18 protein-coding genes and 2 pseudogenes are annotated in these 14,932 nt (G+C 66.0%); 11 read left to right on the forward strand and 9 right to left on the reverse strand.

Annotation, left to right across the window (positions count from 1 at the left end):
- Positions 1–16: 16 nt before the first annotated feature.
- Positions 17–856 (forward strand): sucrase ferredoxin, encoded by an 840-nt coding sequence (locus tag BLV31_RS13810; protein WP_064061017.1) that lies wholly within the window; start codon positions 17–19, stop codon positions 854–856.
- 30 nt (positions 857–886) lie between these two features.
- On the opposite strand, the gene eat is transcribed toward BLV31_RS13810, so the two are convergent.
- The gene (eat, locus tag BLV31_RS13815) at positions 887–2,341 is read right to left on the reverse strand and encodes an ethanolamine permease (protein WP_064061016.1); all 1,455 of its coding nucleotides are present in this window, start codon (positions 2,339–2,341) and stop codon (positions 887–889) included.
- Positions 2,342–2,693: 352 nt separating this feature from the next.
- On the opposite strand from eat, the gene BLV31_RS25715 reads away from it, so the two are divergent.
- On the forward strand, positions 2,694–3,035 hold the full coding sequence (locus BLV31_RS25715) for a VOC family protein (RefSeq protein ID WP_255312743.1): 342 nt from the start codon (positions 2,694–2,696) through the stop codon (positions 3,033–3,035).
- A 37-nt stretch (positions 3,036–3,072) separates the two neighbouring features.
- Here the strand turns inward: BLV31_RS25715 and BLV31_RS25420 are convergent, their stop codons facing one another.
- Positions 3,073–3,303 carry an ANTAR domain-containing protein gene (locus tag BLV31_RS25420; RefSeq protein WP_248846249.1) on the reverse strand — a complete coding sequence of 77 codons (231 nt, stop codon included), beginning with the start codon at positions 3,301–3,303 and terminating at the stop codon, positions 3,073–3,075.
- Positions 3,304–3,362: 59 nt separating this feature from the next.
- On the reverse strand, positions 3,363–3,662 hold the full coding sequence (locus BLV31_RS25425; RefSeq protein ID WP_228045063.1) for a hypothetical protein: 300 nt from the start codon (positions 3,660–3,662) through the stop codon (positions 3,363–3,365).
- Here BLV31_RS25425 and BLV31_RS26015 point away from each other — a divergent pair.
- From BLV31_RS26015 to BLV31_RS13835, 3 genes are all read left to right on the forward strand, one after another.
- On the forward strand, positions 3,604–3,867 hold the full coding sequence (locus tag BLV31_RS26015; RefSeq protein ID WP_371850701.1) for a hypothetical protein: 264 nt from the start codon (positions 3,604–3,606) through the stop codon (positions 3,865–3,867). The two genes, BLV31_RS25425 and BLV31_RS26015, sit on opposite strands and share 59 nt — an antisense overlap.
- 586 nt (positions 3,868–4,453) lie before the next feature.
- Positions 4,454–4,708 carry a hypothetical protein gene (locus tag BLV31_RS13830; protein WP_019289459.1) on the forward strand — a complete coding sequence of 85 codons (255 nt, stop codon included), beginning with the start codon at positions 4,454–4,456 and terminating at the stop codon, positions 4,706–4,708.
- Between the two features lie 49 nt (positions 4,709–4,757).
- Positions 4,758–5,558 (forward strand): HAD-IIA family hydrolase, encoded by an 801-nt coding sequence (locus tag BLV31_RS13835; RefSeq protein WP_006552097.1) that lies wholly within the window; start codon positions 4,758–4,760, stop codon positions 5,556–5,558.
- A 50-nt stretch (positions 5,559–5,608) separates the two neighbouring features.
- Here BLV31_RS13835 and BLV31_RS13840 read toward each other — a convergent pair whose 3' ends face one another.
- Positions 5,609–6,295 (reverse strand): ZIP family metal transporter, encoded by a 687-nt coding sequence (locus BLV31_RS13840; RefSeq protein WP_064061046.1) that lies wholly within the window; start codon positions 6,293–6,295, stop codon positions 5,609–5,611.
- A gap of 270 nt (positions 6,296–6,565) precedes the next feature.
- Between BLV31_RS13840 and BLV31_RS13845 the strand changes: the two genes are divergently transcribed.
- A complete protein-coding gene (locus tag BLV31_RS13845) occupies positions 6,566–7,324 on the forward strand; it encodes a DUF6920 family protein (protein WP_248846248.1) in 759 nt (252 codons plus the stop codon).
- Between the two features lie 34 nt (positions 7,325–7,358).
- Here the strand turns inward: BLV31_RS13845 and BLV31_RS13850 are convergent.
- Positions 7,359–7,766, reverse strand: a pseudogene (locus tag BLV31_RS13850) (LpxL/LpxP family acyltransferase); the annotation flags it as partial.
- A gap of 182 nt (positions 7,767–7,948) precedes the next feature.
- Positions 7,949–8,629 (reverse strand): phosphatase PAP2 family protein, encoded by a 681-nt coding sequence (locus BLV31_RS13855; protein WP_248846247.1) that lies wholly within the window; start codon positions 8,627–8,629, stop codon positions 7,949–7,951.
- A gap of 159 nt (positions 8,630–8,788) precedes the next feature.
- Here BLV31_RS13855 and BLV31_RS13860 point away from each other — a divergent pair, with 159 nt between their 5' ends.
- The gene (locus BLV31_RS13860) at positions 8,789–9,208 is read left to right on the forward strand and encodes a glutaredoxin domain-containing protein (RefSeq protein WP_006552091.1); all 420 of its coding nucleotides are present in this window, start codon (positions 8,789–8,791) and stop codon (positions 9,206–9,208) included.
- A gap of 69 nt (positions 9,209–9,277) precedes the next feature.
- On the opposite strand, the gene BLV31_RS13865 is transcribed toward BLV31_RS13860, so the two are convergent.
- Positions 9,278–9,550, reverse strand: coding sequence for a GlsB/YeaQ/YmgE family stress response membrane protein (locus BLV31_RS13865; RefSeq protein WP_019289453.1), 273 nt, complete (start codon positions 9,548–9,550; stop codon positions 9,278–9,280).
- Positions 9,551–9,743: 193 nt separating this feature from the next.
- On the opposite strand from BLV31_RS13865, the gene BLV31_RS13870 reads away from it, so the two are divergent.
- The 3 genes from BLV31_RS13870 (at position 9,744) to BLV31_RS25235 (ending at position 11,995) form a co-directional block, all read left to right on the forward strand.
- Positions 9,744–10,445, forward strand: coding sequence for an SIMPL domain-containing protein (locus tag BLV31_RS13870; protein WP_033098183.1), 702 nt, complete (start codon positions 9,744–9,746; stop codon positions 10,443–10,445).
- Positions 10,446–10,653: 208 nt separating this feature from the next.
- Positions 10,654–11,424 carry a helix-turn-helix domain-containing protein gene (locus BLV31_RS13875; RefSeq protein WP_081263443.1) on the forward strand — a complete coding sequence of 257 codons (771 nt, stop codon included), beginning with the start codon at positions 10,654–10,656 and terminating at the stop codon, positions 11,422–11,424.
- Positions 11,425–11,539: 115 nt separating this feature from the next.
- Positions 11,540–11,995, forward strand: coding sequence for a hypothetical protein (locus tag BLV31_RS25235; protein ID WP_217636628.1), 456 nt, complete (start codon positions 11,540–11,542; stop codon positions 11,993–11,995).
- A gap of 66 nt (positions 11,996–12,061) precedes the next feature.
- Here BLV31_RS25235 and BLV31_RS13885 read toward each other — a convergent pair.
- A pseudogene (locus BLV31_RS13885) lies at positions 12,062–12,831 on the reverse strand (Nramp family divalent metal transporter); the annotation flags it as partial.
- Positions 12,828–13,073 carry a hypothetical protein gene (locus tag BLV31_RS13890; RefSeq protein WP_232333350.1) on the reverse strand — a complete coding sequence of 82 codons (246 nt, stop codon included), beginning with the start codon at positions 13,071–13,073 and terminating at the stop codon, positions 12,828–12,830. The pseudogene BLV31_RS13885 and the gene BLV31_RS13890, both read right to left, overlap by 4 nt.
- Before the next feature lie 353 nt (positions 13,074–13,426).
- Between BLV31_RS13890 and BLV31_RS13895 the strand changes: the two genes are divergently transcribed.
- Positions 13,427–14,911: an adenylate/guanylate cyclase domain-containing protein gene (locus tag BLV31_RS13895; RefSeq protein WP_064061013.1), complete on the forward strand. Its 1,485-nt coding sequence runs from the start codon at positions 13,427–13,429 to the stop codon at positions 14,909–14,911.
- Positions 14,912–14,932 lie beyond the last annotated feature (21 nt).

Below are 14,932 nucleotides of genomic sequence, written 5' to 3' on the forward strand. Positions count from 1 at the left end.
ACAGCGGGGTGATCCGATGGCCGGCACGGCCCCGCGCGGATTCGTCTGGGTCCTCGTCGAATATCGGGGCAGATGGCCGGTGAACGGGTTCGAGGGGCTCGATCTCGACGCCGCGGCCAAGACGGTCGTGTTCTCCGCCGCGCAGGCGGCCCGCGCACGCATACTGTTGGTCAAGCGCCCGGGCCGTCGTCGCCGCGGTGGGCACGACCAGTGGGCGGTGCTCCGCCGCGAGACCTCGGGCACGGTGCGTCAGCAATGGGGAATGTGGGATCGCGGGGAGGATCTGACACAGATCGTCACCGCCCTCGAGACTCCCGGCGACCTCAGCGGCCCCTCCGTCGTCCTGGTCTGCGCTCACGGTCACCACGATCCGTGCTGCGCCGTGCGTGGACGGCCGGTCGCGCGCGCTCTGGCCGAGCGCTGGCCCGATCAGGTCTGGGAATGCTCGCACGTAGGCGGAGACCGGTTCGCCGCCAATGTCGTCGTCGTACCCGACGGTGTCTACTACGGCGGTCTCGACGCCGAATCGTCCGTCCTCACGATCGAGGAACACTTCTTCGACCGGATCCACCACCACCATCTACGCGGCTACACCGATATGTCTCCGCCTCAGCAGGCCGCGCTCGCTGCCACGCTCCGACGCTTCGGTCCGGCCGGGCGCAGTAATTACACGGTCGCCGAGAGTGTGCGCGAGGGTGATCGCTGGCGGGTCCGGCTCGCCGGTCGTGCACCGCACCCGGAGCGTGTCGACGTCGAACTGCGGGCCCATCGCACTCCCCCGTGCCGATTGACCTGCCGTGGAGCGCCGACGGCTTCGGTCATGGTCTACGAACCCACCTCGGTCCGCGCGGTGTGAGCGGACGGCCGCGCACCCGGCCTGAGGTCGTCACCCCAGCTCTTCCTCCGCCTTCGCGAGGGCCGCGAACTCCTCGTCCGGGGAGTTCGCGACGAGGTGGTGGCGGCTGTAGAGACCGAAGTAGGCCATGAATGCAGCGAACGCGGCGAACGTCCACAGAGCCGCAACAGGATCGACGAGGAAGGTGGCAACCACAGCGGCCGCAGCGATCACCAGCGCGAACGATGTCGTGACGATTCCACCGGGTGTGCGGTACGGACGCCGCATCCCGGGCTCGCGCACGCGCAGCACGATGTGGCTGACCATCATGAGTACATAACTCACGGCGGCACCGAAGACCGCCATGTTGAGGAGCATCGCGCCCTCACCGGTCAGCGACAGGACGAAACCGATCACGCCGGGAACGATCAACGCGAGCATGGGTGCCTTGCGGGAATTCGTCACCGACAGGCTCGTCGGCAGGTAGCCGGCCCGGGACAGCGCGAAAGTCTGCCGCGAGTACGCGTACATGATGGAGAAGAAGCTGGCGATCAACCCGGCGAGCCCGATGTAGTTGACGACCTTCGCCGCTGTCCCGTCACCCAGCGCCTCGACGAGCGGGTTGCCCGAGGTCGACAACCCCTCGGCGCCCAACGCACCGGTCGCCAGGAACAGCACGGTCGCTCCGGTCAGCAAGAGCACCAGCATGCTGGAGATGATGCCGCGCGGCACGTTCTTCTCCGGCTCACGCGCTTCCTCCGCAGCGAGAGGAACGCCCTCGATCGCCAGGAAGAACCAGATCGCGAACGGGACCGCGGCCCAGATACCGAAGTAACCGAACGGCAGGAAGCCCGAGGCGCCGACGGCATCGGTCGGCGCGATGTCCGTGAGATTGTCGGACTCGAACAGTCCCACCGCAGAGACTGCGAAGATCACGAGTCCGACAAGTGCGATGGCGGTGATGACGAACATCGCCTTGAGCGCTTCGCCCGCACCGGTGAGGTGGATGCCGATGAAAATGGCGTAGACAGCGAGGTAGATCCACCGTCCGTCGGTGATCCCGAAGATGTTCAACGATTCGACATAGCTGCCGATGAACGTCGCGATGGCCGCAGGTGCGATCGCATACTCGATGAGAATTGCCGTGCCGGTGGCGAATCCGCCCCAGGGACCGAGCGCGCGACGCGCGAAGGTGTATCCACCGCCGGCAGCTGGGAGCGCCGACGACAACTCGGCCATCCCGAGCACCATCGCGAAGTACATGCCCGCGATGACCACGCCGGCGATGAGCAGACCGCCGAATCCGCCTTCGGCGAGTCCGTTGTTCCATCCGGCGTAGTCACCGGAGATGACATAACTGACACCGAGTCCCGCAAGGAGCACCCACCCTGCGGTTCCTTTACGAAGTGAACGTTTTTCGAGGTATTCGCTCTTCTCGGCGTGGAAGTCGGCGCCGTCGTGGTGCTTGCGGGTCCTCGAACTCTTCGATGGTTCTACGACCGACATTCCGTCTCCCTCAGGCGATCGGTTCGTACGGCGGCGTCACGCCGAGGTAGTGGAACGTCGCGCGAGCAGCTGTCGGTGTTCATGAGCTACCCCCCCCGGGGTCGTGAAGAATCGCGCAACGAGATGGAGTGCAGCCGTGTAACTCGGATGATCCAGCATCCTCCCGGGCGAACAGGGTGTCTGTTCGTTTCTCGAGTATCGGAGAAGACTGTTGCAACTCTGTTGCGCGCCTGTAATGGAACGCACGGTTACGTAGCCTGCGGGCGGTCTTCTACCAACCGACGACACGTGGAGGATTCGAAGTGACAGCGCCGCTGTGGGCGGTAGCGATCGTGGCCGTGGCTGCGTTCGGATGGGGTGCATCGGTGGTGTAGCGGGCTCATCGAAGTGTCGTGCGCCGATCCGAGGGTCCGCTCTCGGCCACGGGGCGTACCCGCATGGTGTCGGTCAGGCAGGTACAGGTCACCTTCGATTTCGTCGGACCCGAGCGAAGGCTGCGAAGAATCGGGTGCATCTCGATGTGCGCGTCGGCACAGGCTTGGAGAGCGACGAGCGACTGTCTGCTCTGCAAGCGGAGTCCGACCGACTGGTGACGCTCGGCGCCGCGCAAGTGAAGGTTCTGCACGCCGACGGTGTGGACGAGTCCTGCATCGTCGTGCAGGACATCGAAGGCAACGAGTTCTGTCTGGACTGAGCCCGTATACCTCGAAGTTCCGTGATCCGACAACCGATCACAGAGAAGCGGTGTGGTCCTCGACGATTCGCTCGGCAATTCGAGCGACGGCGACGTTGAGATCCTGTGACAGCGTCCGCAGCATCACGAAGGCGCGGGCGGCATCGACACCGCAGCGCTGCATCAGAAGACCTTTGGCCTGGCCGATGGTGTCTCGGGTGCCCAACGCCGAGCGCAGATGCAGCTCCGCGCGTGCAGCAGTGAGCTCGGCGGCCGCCTGCGCCGCCAATGCGATGCCCAGCGCTACCGCAGCACCGTCGAAGGCCTGCGGTTTCGATGCGAACAGGTTCAGCGAACCGGCGATATCGGTTCGGGTGTGAGTTGGAAGGACAACACACTGCCGACCCCGACCAGCAGGGCTTCCTCGGTGAACTGCGGCCACCGTCTCTCGGACCGCAGGTCGCTGCTGTAGACCACGCTCGTGACCCCGGCAGCGTCGATGCAGGGACCACCGGCGTCGCGTTGGATCCGACCGAGTTCCCGGGACGATGACGACGCCACTCCGTGCGCCTCGAATGTGTCCTTGCCGATGAGCACGATGTCGGCGCACTCGACCCCGGCGATCGTCACCGCGGCGGCCGTGGTCACCGCACGCAGTGCTTCACCGAGATCGTGCCGTCCGCTCGGCGGTCTTCATAGATCTCCAAGGGCCTTGATCAAGATCTCGATCGATTCGGCCATGAAATGCAGCCTCTTCCGCCTGTTTCACGATGCCGCGTGTCAAGGCGAGAAAGTGGCGGGCAAGATGCCCGTACCACCCACGCTAACCGCGATTGCCGGCACGGGAGTGTGAAGAGCACCCTCTGGGCGTTCGGCGGACGCCTCAGGAATGGGGTGGCCGACCGTGGGTCGGAGGTCAGAGGGTGTGGCCGAGGATGTGGGTAAGGGCGATCAGAGCGGCGAACCAGATGAGAGTTCCGCCGAGTGTGGCGAAGTCTGTGTACATGAGTGGTCTCGATCGTACGCCGGTTGAAGCATCAACGAAGATGTCCGCGGTCACAGTCCGTCACGCACGCGTTCGGCTTCCGCACGCTTGTCCCCACCGGGAATAGATAGCCATCGGGTCGCGTTGTGCTGGGCGGATCGGGTGCGTATTCGTGTCCCTCGGGCTCAACCCTTTGCCTTCACGGAAGTTCCGTTCGACTGGAGCCGTGTTGCGCCTTTCGCCGAGAGGCGACCGAACGCACCCGATCCCTTCACATTTCGTAACGCGAGTCGGCGCACTCCGCCACGCGAGCCTTCGCCACCGGATGCGCTTCCCGCACGGATGTGGCCGACCCGCCCCGGCGACCGAATACCACCGGGTTCGGCCACCGCTCCACCGGGTACCTCCGGAAGACACCGACAGGTTCGAAAGAACAGCAAGTGCAGGAGGACATGTGCCCACCAACTTGACCGCCACCGACCTTCGAGAACTCCTCGATTCGACGCTCGATGACCCCGCACTCGTTCTGGAGGAGGGACGCTTCCGCGTGGTCGGAGGTCAGGAGCTCACGGATGAGAACCGAGCGTTCCTCGTGGTCACCAGGGAAGACCTCCGCAAGCAGCTACCGCAGGATCGGGACCACGACGAGAGCGACCTGGAGCTACAGGCGGGCGTGCTCGGCTCGACCGTCGCGAACCTCGGCGGGTGATCGCCTTGTATCGGCTGCCGACCGGAACAGTAGGTGACACACTCGGAGAATGAGCGAAGAACCCACATCCGCGCCGGTCTGGAACTACCTGATGGACATGGATGGTGTTCTCGTGCACGAGGATCACCTGATCCCCGGTGCCGACGCGTTCCTGACCGAGCTCCGCGACACCGGTACGCCGTTCATGGTGCTCACCAACAATTCCATCCGCACACCCCGAGATCTGCGGGCGCGCCTGCTGCGCTCCGGCCTCGACGTGCCCGAGAAATCGATCTGGACCTCCGCGCTGGCGACGGCGACGTTCCTCGCCAATCAACGTCCCGGTGGCAGCGCTTACGTGGTGGGTGAATCCGGATTGACCACCGCGCTGCACGACATCGGCTACGTCCTCACGGACAGCGACCCGGACTACGTCGTCCTCGGTGAGACACGCACGTATTCCTTCGAGGCGATCACCACCGCGATCCGACTGGTCGAACGCGGCGCCCGGTTCATCGCGACCAATCCGGACCCGACCGGCCCGTCACGAGAGGGTTCGCTTCCTGCCACCGGGGCAGTCGCAGCGCTCATCACCCGCGCGACCGGCCGTGAGCCGTATTTCGTGGGCAAGCCGAATGCCCTGATGATGCGGTCGGCCCTGCGTGCGATCGGTGCGCACTCCGCACACACGCTGATGATCGGTGATCGCATGGACACCGACATCGTCTGCGGCCTCGAGGCCGGTCTGCAGACACTGCTGGTCCTGACCGGCATTTCGACCCGCGAGTCCGTCGAGCGGTTCCCCTACCGCCCGACCCGCGTCATCAATTCCGTTGCGGATCTCGTTGGGTCAACGGCAAATCCGTTCTGAAGAGTATCGGGGGTCCGAACTTTCGGCCGGATCCGACGAGGGTGGGCTTTTCATGCACCGAGAGCGAAGGCGACCAGGAATCCCAGCGAAGTGCAGATACCGACCCACCATCCGCCTTCTCGATAGGCTTCCGGCATCAACGAGTCGGCGATCACCGCAATGGTGGCGCCTCCGGCGAATGCCTGGATCAGCGGAATTCCCGCTTCCGGCAGAGAATCGGCGAACGTAGTGGCCACCACAACCACCGCCACCAGCAGAACGGCCGTCACGCCCCAGATGAGCAGAGCAGAGCGATGCGACAGAGCCGACCGCATCGACGCCGCACCCGCCACCGCCTCGGGGATGTTGCCAACCGCCACGGCCACCAGCAACACGATTCCACCGCTACCGGCTGCGAGAGTGGTCCCCAACGCAGCATTCTCCGGAACGCCGTCGAGGAGGGCCCCGAGCATCAGCGCCCAACCCAGGGCTGCAGGGCCGAGCATGTTCTCGATCACGCGATCGGCAACGACATAGACGACGGTTCCCAGCATCAAGGCCCCGCCGGCCGCCCACAACCCCTGGTCGGCGAAGGCCGGGGCGAACAGTTCTGTGGAGACCGCCGCCACCATGGCACCGGCGCCGAAGGCCATCAACCCCGCGAGCACCGGGCGGGGCAGGTTGTAGAGCAGGCCGATCGCAGCTCCGAGGAACAAGGGCACGGCGGTCCCCAGTCCGTACCACAGGGCCGTCAACATCGAACCGAACCCCCGCGTCGGCACCGTCCTCTACTCGTTACGCTCATGTGTACCTCTTCCGTCCCGGCGACCGGGTACCCAGGGACGTCACCGCCGACCGACTCGGCAGGGTCACCTATAACGCGATGATCGACGATTCCGTCGGCAAGGACACGGTGCCCAGGCATAATTTGCTCGAATCAGCGAGTATCGGCCCACCCCATCGATGAAGCACCGAGTCCGAGCGAAGCATCGTGAAGGGCCGAATCGACCGGTGGAGGATTCGTGCGCATGGGCCGTGCACCGATTATTCCGCGCGCCGCTCATCATGTCGGCGCACACTGGCGTGCTCTGTCCGAGATCAGGGGCACCGGTGAGCGGTTCGTCCCGGCCCTGACCGAACCCCTGCCGCCTGCTGCGCGGCGTTGGATCAACCATGCGGTGGCCGAGGGCACGCCGATGGCCGCAGCCGCACGACTCGAGATGTCCGGGCAGATCCGGCTCGGATCCTGGCGACCGTTCACCGCTGTCCAACTCCTCGCCCCGACGTCGGGATTCGTGTGGGCTGCGACCACTCGGATCGGCCCGGTATCAGTGTCGGGGTACGACCGCTTCACCGACGGTTGTGGCGAGATGCGTTGGCGGATAGGGGGAATCATTCCGGTGATGTCCGCGGACGGCCCTGATGTCAGCGACAGCGCGGCCGGCCGCCTGGCCGGGGAGAGCATCTTCGTGCCGACGTCGTTTCCCCTCGCACGGTGGCGCGGCGACGAATTCGTCGCCTCGGCGACCTGGACAGTGGACGGCCGCAAGGAGACCGTGCGTCTGGATGTCGCCGATGACGGGGCGTTGTGCGGGGTGCGGATGCTGCGGTGGGGCAACCCCGACAATCACGAGCTCGGCCGGTATCCGTTCATCGTCGCGGTCGAGGCCGAACACCGGTTCGGTGGCATGACCATCGCCTCACGGATCCGCGCGAGCTGGGACACGGGCACCGGCACGGACGGCGAGTTCTTCCGCGCCGAGATCACCTCTGCCGACTTCTTCTGACGGTCCACGAGGCCTGCCGCGTAAACCGACGTCGTCACTGTCTGCCGGGTGTCTGTGTGCGGTCCCGCCGGTCGGCCGTCCACACCGATTGCAACATGTGCCAGTCGGCGGGATGCGCGGCGATACCGGCGGCGAACCGGTCGGCCAGTAACTGGGTCGTGGCTTCTACGCCGCCTGCGGTATCGATCGGGGCGTCGATGTGGAACCCCCAACCGCCCGGAGTGAACCAGCAGTGCACCGGCAGCAGCGGCGCACCCGTATCGATCGCGAGCTTGGCCGGGCCGGCAGGCATGCAGGCCGGTTCGCCGAAGAAGGTTACCGGCACGCCCGCTCCGGTCAGGTCACGCTCACCGAGGAGTCCGACGAACCGTCCCTCCCGGATCCGGGCGGTCAGCTGTTCGAACGGTAGGTCCGATCCTTCATGCGCATCGAGTACCCCGAACGCGGAGGTCGACAACGATGACGACGCCGGCGACAGGGCTCAACAGCAGCATGAAGCCCACCATGAGCACGACCGCGACAGCTTCGAGGCGGTCGCGCCCCGTCCGACTTGCCAACAAAAATCCGGCTGCCTGCAGATTCGCTCTGCCGACAGCCGGATTCGGTGTGCCGTATCCAGTTCGCCTATCCGATGGGCGGGGCGGCCGGTGCCTCGCGCGACAGGATCGGAAGCCGCGACGCGAACGGCAGAAGCACCACGACGACCAGCGCGACCATCAACACGCCGAGCGCCATGCCCGACAGCACGTCGTGGACGTAGTGCACCCCCACCGTCACCCGGGAGAAGGCGAGCACCGCGGCGAGCGGAGCGACCAGCCAGATCAGACGCGGAGCCGCGAGGACACACGCCGTGGCGAACGACGCCGCGATGACGGAGTGGTTCGACGGCCAGGACCAGTCACCCACCTCGGGGCATTCCAGCACCGTCTCGATCCCGAGTGCGCGACACGGTCGCGGCTCCGTCACCACGAGCTTGACGAGTTCACTCGACAGGTAGGCACCCACGACACCGATACCGCCGACGGCGAGGGTGCCCAAGCTGCGTCGATCGTTCCGCCACAGCCACGCCGCGAGCACACCGGTGAAGGCGACCAGGACGAGCAGCCCCCTGTCGGCGACGAGACCTGCGAGCGGTCCGAGGAAGGACCCCTCGACGGTCTGAGCGACGGACAGATACAGGCGGTCGCGCATCGGTACCGTCGCCGCCGCGAGAAGAGTCAGCACGAGCGCCACCCCTACGGCAGGGATGAACATCGAGCGGACCAACCGCGGGGATACAGGAGGTGAACTCTCGGTGACGACCATGACCGAATACGCTATCGCGCCACCTTGCCCGGCGGCAGACCGGCTGGTCGGGCGGGGTGACGGGGAGCTTCGAGCCTGCGACGCGTCCCGTTCCGAGACGACTGCAGGCCGGCGGACGAGTTGGCTTCTGCCTCCCGCCCGGGCGATAGGCTCGCACGCGTGTGGCGAACCTGGATCCTCTCCGCAGCGATGGTGGCCGTCGCGGCGGTCGTTCTGCTCACTGGCGCATTCGACGTGACCTCGGTGGTGACGGCAGTACTGCTCCTCGTCTTTGCGTGGGTCACCTCTCCCCTGTTCTTCCCCCATCACGTCGACGACGCGACCGCCCGTCGCGACGCCGCAACCCGCGGCGTTCCGGTGGTGTACTGGCGCCCGGGGTGTACGTTCTGCATCCGGTTGCGCGCCACCCTGCGCACTCGCGCGCGTCGCGCGATCTGGGTGAACATCTGGCGGGATCCCGCTGCGGCCGCTCGGGTCCGGGAAGTCAACGGCGGGAACGAGACGGTGCCGACGGTGTTCGTCGGCGACGTGTCGCATACCAATCCCGACCCACGTTGGTTTCGCGATCAACTGGTCTGACGAGCCGACCCCCGACACGAACGAGGTCCCGGATCCGTGTGGATCCGGGACCTCGTTGATGCAGAGCGGTCAGCGGCGCACGCCTCGGCCGGTGACGGCCTTGACGAGGAACAGCAGGATGACCGCGCCGAGGAGGCAGGTCAGGAAGCTGAAGATCAGTCCGCCGCCTTCGACATCCACCCCGAAGACCTTCAGCAGGAAACCACCGATCAAGCCGCCGATGACGCCGACGACGATGTTGAGAAGAATGCCCTGCTGGGCGTCGGTGCCCATGATCTTGCTGCCGATCCAACCGGCGAGACCACCGATGATGATCCAACCGAGGATTCCGAGTCCGAGCATGTGCAGTCCTTTCGTGAACACTGGTTAGTTCGACCCAACTCAGATACCCAGTCGTCCCACCAGTCACACCTCTCACTTCTGACAAGTTCAGAGTGGCACGAATACGACGCCCGGAAGGTCGGATTCGACGGCTCCGACCGTGGCACGTGCCGTCTGCCCGACGGGGACGGCTCGCGCTGGCACACTCGTGCGCATGACCCAGCCTCCCGTCACGATCACCGTCACCGGCCACGCCGAGCGCACCGTCGCACCCAACCGGTGCACGGCGGTGTTGCGGGTGCACGCCGACGGCTCGTCGCGCAAGCAGGCCGCCGAACCGGTGACCGCGGCCGTCGCCACCATCACCGATCTCGTCACCGAACTGCACAAGCGCACCCCGAACCCGGTGAAGCGGTGGACCTTCGATCGGGTACGCCACAGCCGGCGGCGCCCGTTCAACCGCGAAGGCAAGAACCGGCCGTGGGTGTACAACTCGTCGGCGTCGATCACCGTCACCTTCCACGAGTTCGACGCTGTGGGTGCGTTCGTCGAGCAGGTCGCCGAACTCGAGGTGGTCACCGTCGCCGATCTCCAGTGGTGGATCACCCGCAAGGCGCGAAAGAAGCGACTCGCACAGGTCCGCGACCTCGCCGTCCGCGACGCCCTCGACAAGGCGAAGGCGTACACGACGTCCTTGGGTCTCGACACCGTTCGTGCGGTGGCCATCGCCGATCCGGGCATGCTCGGCTCCCAGCCCTCACCCGTTCACGCGGGCGGCGCTCCGATGATGCGCACAGCGATGCTGCGCTCGGATGCGATGAGCGCACCCGAGTCCGCCGAACCCGCGCTGGTCTTCGAACCCGACCGCGTCACCCTCACCGCCGACGTCGAGGCGCGGTTCGAAGCGTCCCCCTAGCGTCGGGGAAACCTCGGTGTTCCGGACCCCGCTCAGCGACGTCGAGAACACCGAAACTCGAGCACCCTCCGCTCGATTCCTTGCGCGCCTTGTACAGACGGTGGCACGATGCCAGCACGCCGCCGATCCGCGCGGCCACAATCGAATAAGGCCCGCCAGGAGTTGCAGCTCCCGACGGGCCGGATGTCCGACTGTAAGGGAGTCGAACGTGGGTCAGAATACCCTGGCCGGCGGCGTGCGTCGTGGACCGCGCCTTGCCGCCAACTTCACCGTCCTCAGCAATGCCGTCATCACCGACGAGCGGCTGTCCTTCCGCGCGCGGGGTGTGCTCGTCTGGTTGCTGTCCAAGCCCGACGACTGGCGCACCCGCGCCGACTCGATCGCGGCACAGTCACCGAAGGAAGGTCGCGACGCCATCCGCTCGGCATTGCGCGAGCTCGCAGACCTCGGCTATCTGGTGCGCGAGAAGATCCAGAACGAGCTCGGCCAGTGGATCACCATCCAGACCATCTACGAACGTCCCGTCACCGACCCGGCGCCTGAGAATCCGACGCGCGGCAGCGCGGACATCGGAGACTCAGGCGCTCTTTCAAGTACCGATACACCAAGGACGGAAACCAACCGCACACCGCGCGTCGCGAAGACACCGCTCGGTCCGGCGGTGGTCGAGCTTGCGGCAGCCTGCAGGCAGGCCGGGCTCACCGCGACCTTCGTCTACCTCAAACCCGATGCGGCAGCGGCGATCGAAGCACTCGTCGCCACACACGGCGTGCCGGCTCTGGTTGCGGCAGCGAAATCCGTGCACAGACCGGGCAATCCGATGCGACTGGCGCACGGATGGTTGCCGTTGTGGCGGTCGCTGTCGACGCCCCGTGTCCTCCACCCGAAGTGCGGCGACTGCGACGAGTACGGGTGGCTTCCCGATGACGAGCAGGGGCGTGCCGTGCGGTGCGGGTGTCGCGCGCCGGCTGCGGCCTGAGATCCGATGCAAAGGCGCTCGGCCGAATTCCGTTGACCGATCGGTTGTCTCATGAGGGGTAGGTAACGTTCTGCGGTAGACAGTCTCGCCGAGCTATCGACGGCGAGGGATGGTGATGGTGTCGGGAACCCGTATCGAAGTGCCCGTCGACGACGGCGTGCTGTCGGGACTCGATTTCGGTGGCCGTGGCCCGGAAGTGCTGTTGGTCCACGGCAGCGGACACAACGCCGTCACTCGTGATCGCCTGGTGTTCATTCGTGCTCAGCAGAATGGCGTAAATTCCATTGCCCCAGCACTTGTCGAGGAGTACTACTGGACGCTGGCGAATTTCGAGATCCTCGAGGAGAAACACGGCGATGGCCACCACGATCGAACGGCCGGACGGCACGAGCATTCACGGTCCGGGCAAGCTGTCTGCGGAGCGCTTGCAGCACGAGCTGGCGTTGCGTCGACGTGCGCAGCGGATACCGGCAAGGCGACGTCACGACGGAAAAGGCGGGCGTCGGCAGCAGCGACGTGCCGCCGCCGGAGCGTGGTAACTCTGCCCAGCATCGTCGAGGCCGCGGCGTGATCGGTCAGCGGCGCGCCGGCGAGGCGAGAGGAGAATCCCGACGACCTCCGGCGACGGCACTCCCCCACTGGCCGATACAACCGGACGAGCAGGGGGCATCAGCACGATCGCCGACAGCGCGGCGATGGCCACCGAGAGGATGCCGCCGAGGGGAAATCCGACCAGAACGTTGAGCCGGGACTTCGCCCGATCCCGCACCGTCCACTTCTCTTCCACCGCCCCGGAGGAGGAGAAGAACACCTCGTACGGAGTCCTCGCCGCACCGAACAACGCGATCGCGTAATACCGATATGCCGCCAGTTTTTCGCTGTCCACCAGGGATGGAGTGAACACCTGGTTCGCGAGCTGCCCCCCAATCCGGGCCGAGAAGGAACACCGCCACTGCGAACGTGACCAGGCACAGTCCGACCACCCCGGTGACGTTCTCCATCACCGAGAACTTCACCCGCCAGATCACCAGCCACACCGCCAGGGCGGCTACCGGAATCCACATCTTCGGGTTCACACTGCTCGCCAACTGCAACGCCAGCGCGATACCACCGACCTCGGCGGTCCACGTCGACAGGTTGATCAGAAACGACGCGCTCAGATTCGCCACTGCCATGCGCGGCCCGAGACGTTCGCGAATGATCTCGAAAGTGGCTCGGCCGCTGACCGCAGCGACGCGGCCGGACATCTGCGGAAGACACAGATTCCCAGCACGCCTACCGGCACCACCCAGGCCAGGACAACCCGAAACGCGCGCCCACCACGGCATTGGTGACCAGATCACCGATGTCGAGAAATCCCCCGATCGCGGTGAGGATTCTGAGAGCGACGGCGAAGAGACTTTTCATCCGGCCGCCTCGAGACGGTCTCCGAGATCGAGCAACTCCGTACCTGCACGTCCGAGCTCAGCCGCAACCGCAGTCAGGTCGGTCTGCTCGCCGACTCCGGCAACCATGTCTCGTCCCCGGATGATCTGTCCGGTAACCGTGTTCGCCGCCTGCAGGACCTCGGCGCGCAGGGTTCCCTGGCCGGGGGTGTCCACCTCTCGATCCGCGGTTGCCGAGACGGCCTGGTCGACCTCTTCGAGCATGTCCGACAGGGCGGTGTCCGTGGCGGCGGTGGTGTTGTGACCGTCGGCGAAACCTGCAGGCTCAGCTGAGCCGAGACCGCCGCCGAACCGATCTGCTGCGCTGCCCGACCGAAATTGCCTTCCACCCCGCCGCGCATCGAAGCGCACCCTGATGCGAAGACACCCAGGAGCAGCGCTGCAGCGACCACAGAAAGCAGCACACCCCTGCTCCGGCGTCCACCCGTCTCATGCGAGACGCGCCGTGAAGACCACGCTTTCCTCAGCAACCTCACGATAGAGGCCGGTTTCCGTCGCCGGTCGGTTTCGACAGCCGACACTCGCCGCGCTGTCGACCGGCGCCTATCGTTGTTCCCATGGATCCGCCCGTGACGCGGTACATCCAGCGCGACGGCGCCGCACTGGCGTATCAGATCGTGGGTGAGGGGCCACATCCGATCGCGTGGTTCTTCGAAGACATGATGCATCCGGACCTGATGTGGACCGATCCGCACTTCCACTACAACTTCGAACGTTGTGCCCACTTCGCGCGTTCGCTGTTCTTCCAGCGACGCGGATTCGGACTGTCCGATCCCGTCGAGCACGTCCCCACGCTCGAGGAGCAGGCCGACGACGTCGTCGCGGTGCTCGACGACGCCGAGGTCGATCGCGCCACGCTCGTCGGCGCAGCCAGCACCTGCGGGCCCCTTGCCCTGGTAGCCGCTCGGCACCCCGACCGCGTTTCCGGGCTGGTCCTCGCCGAACCCTGGTCCGATACCCTGCTGTCCGACGGTGATCCGCCACCGGGATGGACTGCTGACGAGCGAGACCGGTTCGTCGAGTCGTATCGGGATGCGTACGCATGCTGGGGTCAAGGGAAGCTCACGTCCCTGGCACACCCGACCCTCGATGTCCCACACAATCGACGGATCATGGCGCTGCTCGAACGCTGCTCCGCCACACCGAGAACTGCCCAGAAACATCTCGAGTGGGCTCTCCGCGCGAACTACTCCTTGATTCTGCCGGCAATCCAATGCCCGACGAAGGTGTTGCATCAGCCGGACACTCTGTTCGCTCGAGAGGCCGGCCGCAGGATGGCCGCGCAGATTCCGAACGGCCGCTTCTACGAGCTGCCACCGATCGCCCTCGGCGCAACCCTGGGTGAAGTGCTGATTCCTGTTCTCGACCACGTGGAGGAACTCGTCAGCGGCACGGACCATCCGGTCGAGGCCGATCGGTTCCTGGGCGCGGTTCTGTTCACCGATGTCGTCCGCTCCACCGACCTGCTCGCGGAGGTCGGTGACAACCGGTTCGCGAGGTTGCTGGGCGCGCACGACCGACTCGTGCGTGCGGAGGTCGAGGCCGGCGGAGGCACGCTGGTGGGCATCGCGGGCGATGGGACCCTCAGTGTCTTCGACGGTCCAGTGGCCGCACTGCAGTGCGCGCACCGGATCATCCGATCGACATCGACTCTCGGATTTTCTGTGCGCTCCGGCGTGCATGTCGGGTCGGTGACCCGCGCCGGTCCCGGGTTGACCGGAATGACGGTCCATATCGGAGCGCGGATCGCTGCCTCCTCCGGGCCTGGCGAGGTGCGATGCTCACAGGCGGTGCGCGAGCTTGCGGTCGGCGGAGATTTCGATTTCACCGACCTGGGCAGGCATCGGCTCAAAGGTGTGCCCGGTCAGGTCCAGGTGTTCAGGGCGACGGTCGGGGCCCGTCCTGCACAGCCTGCGCTGCTACCACGCCCGACCGTCTCGGACCGGGCAGTATTGACCATGGCGCGCCGGGCTCCCGGCATGCTTCGTGAGCTCGCCCGCCTCGCAGACCGTCGCAACAAGGCAGTAAGGCGTCCACGATGATCGTCGCCGACTAGGCTCGGC

The organism is Rhodococcus pyridinivorans (assembly GCF_900105195.1).
Taxonomy (GTDB): domain Bacteria; phylum Actinomycetota; class Actinomycetes; order Mycobacteriales; family Mycobacteriaceae; genus Rhodococcus; species Rhodococcus pyridinivorans.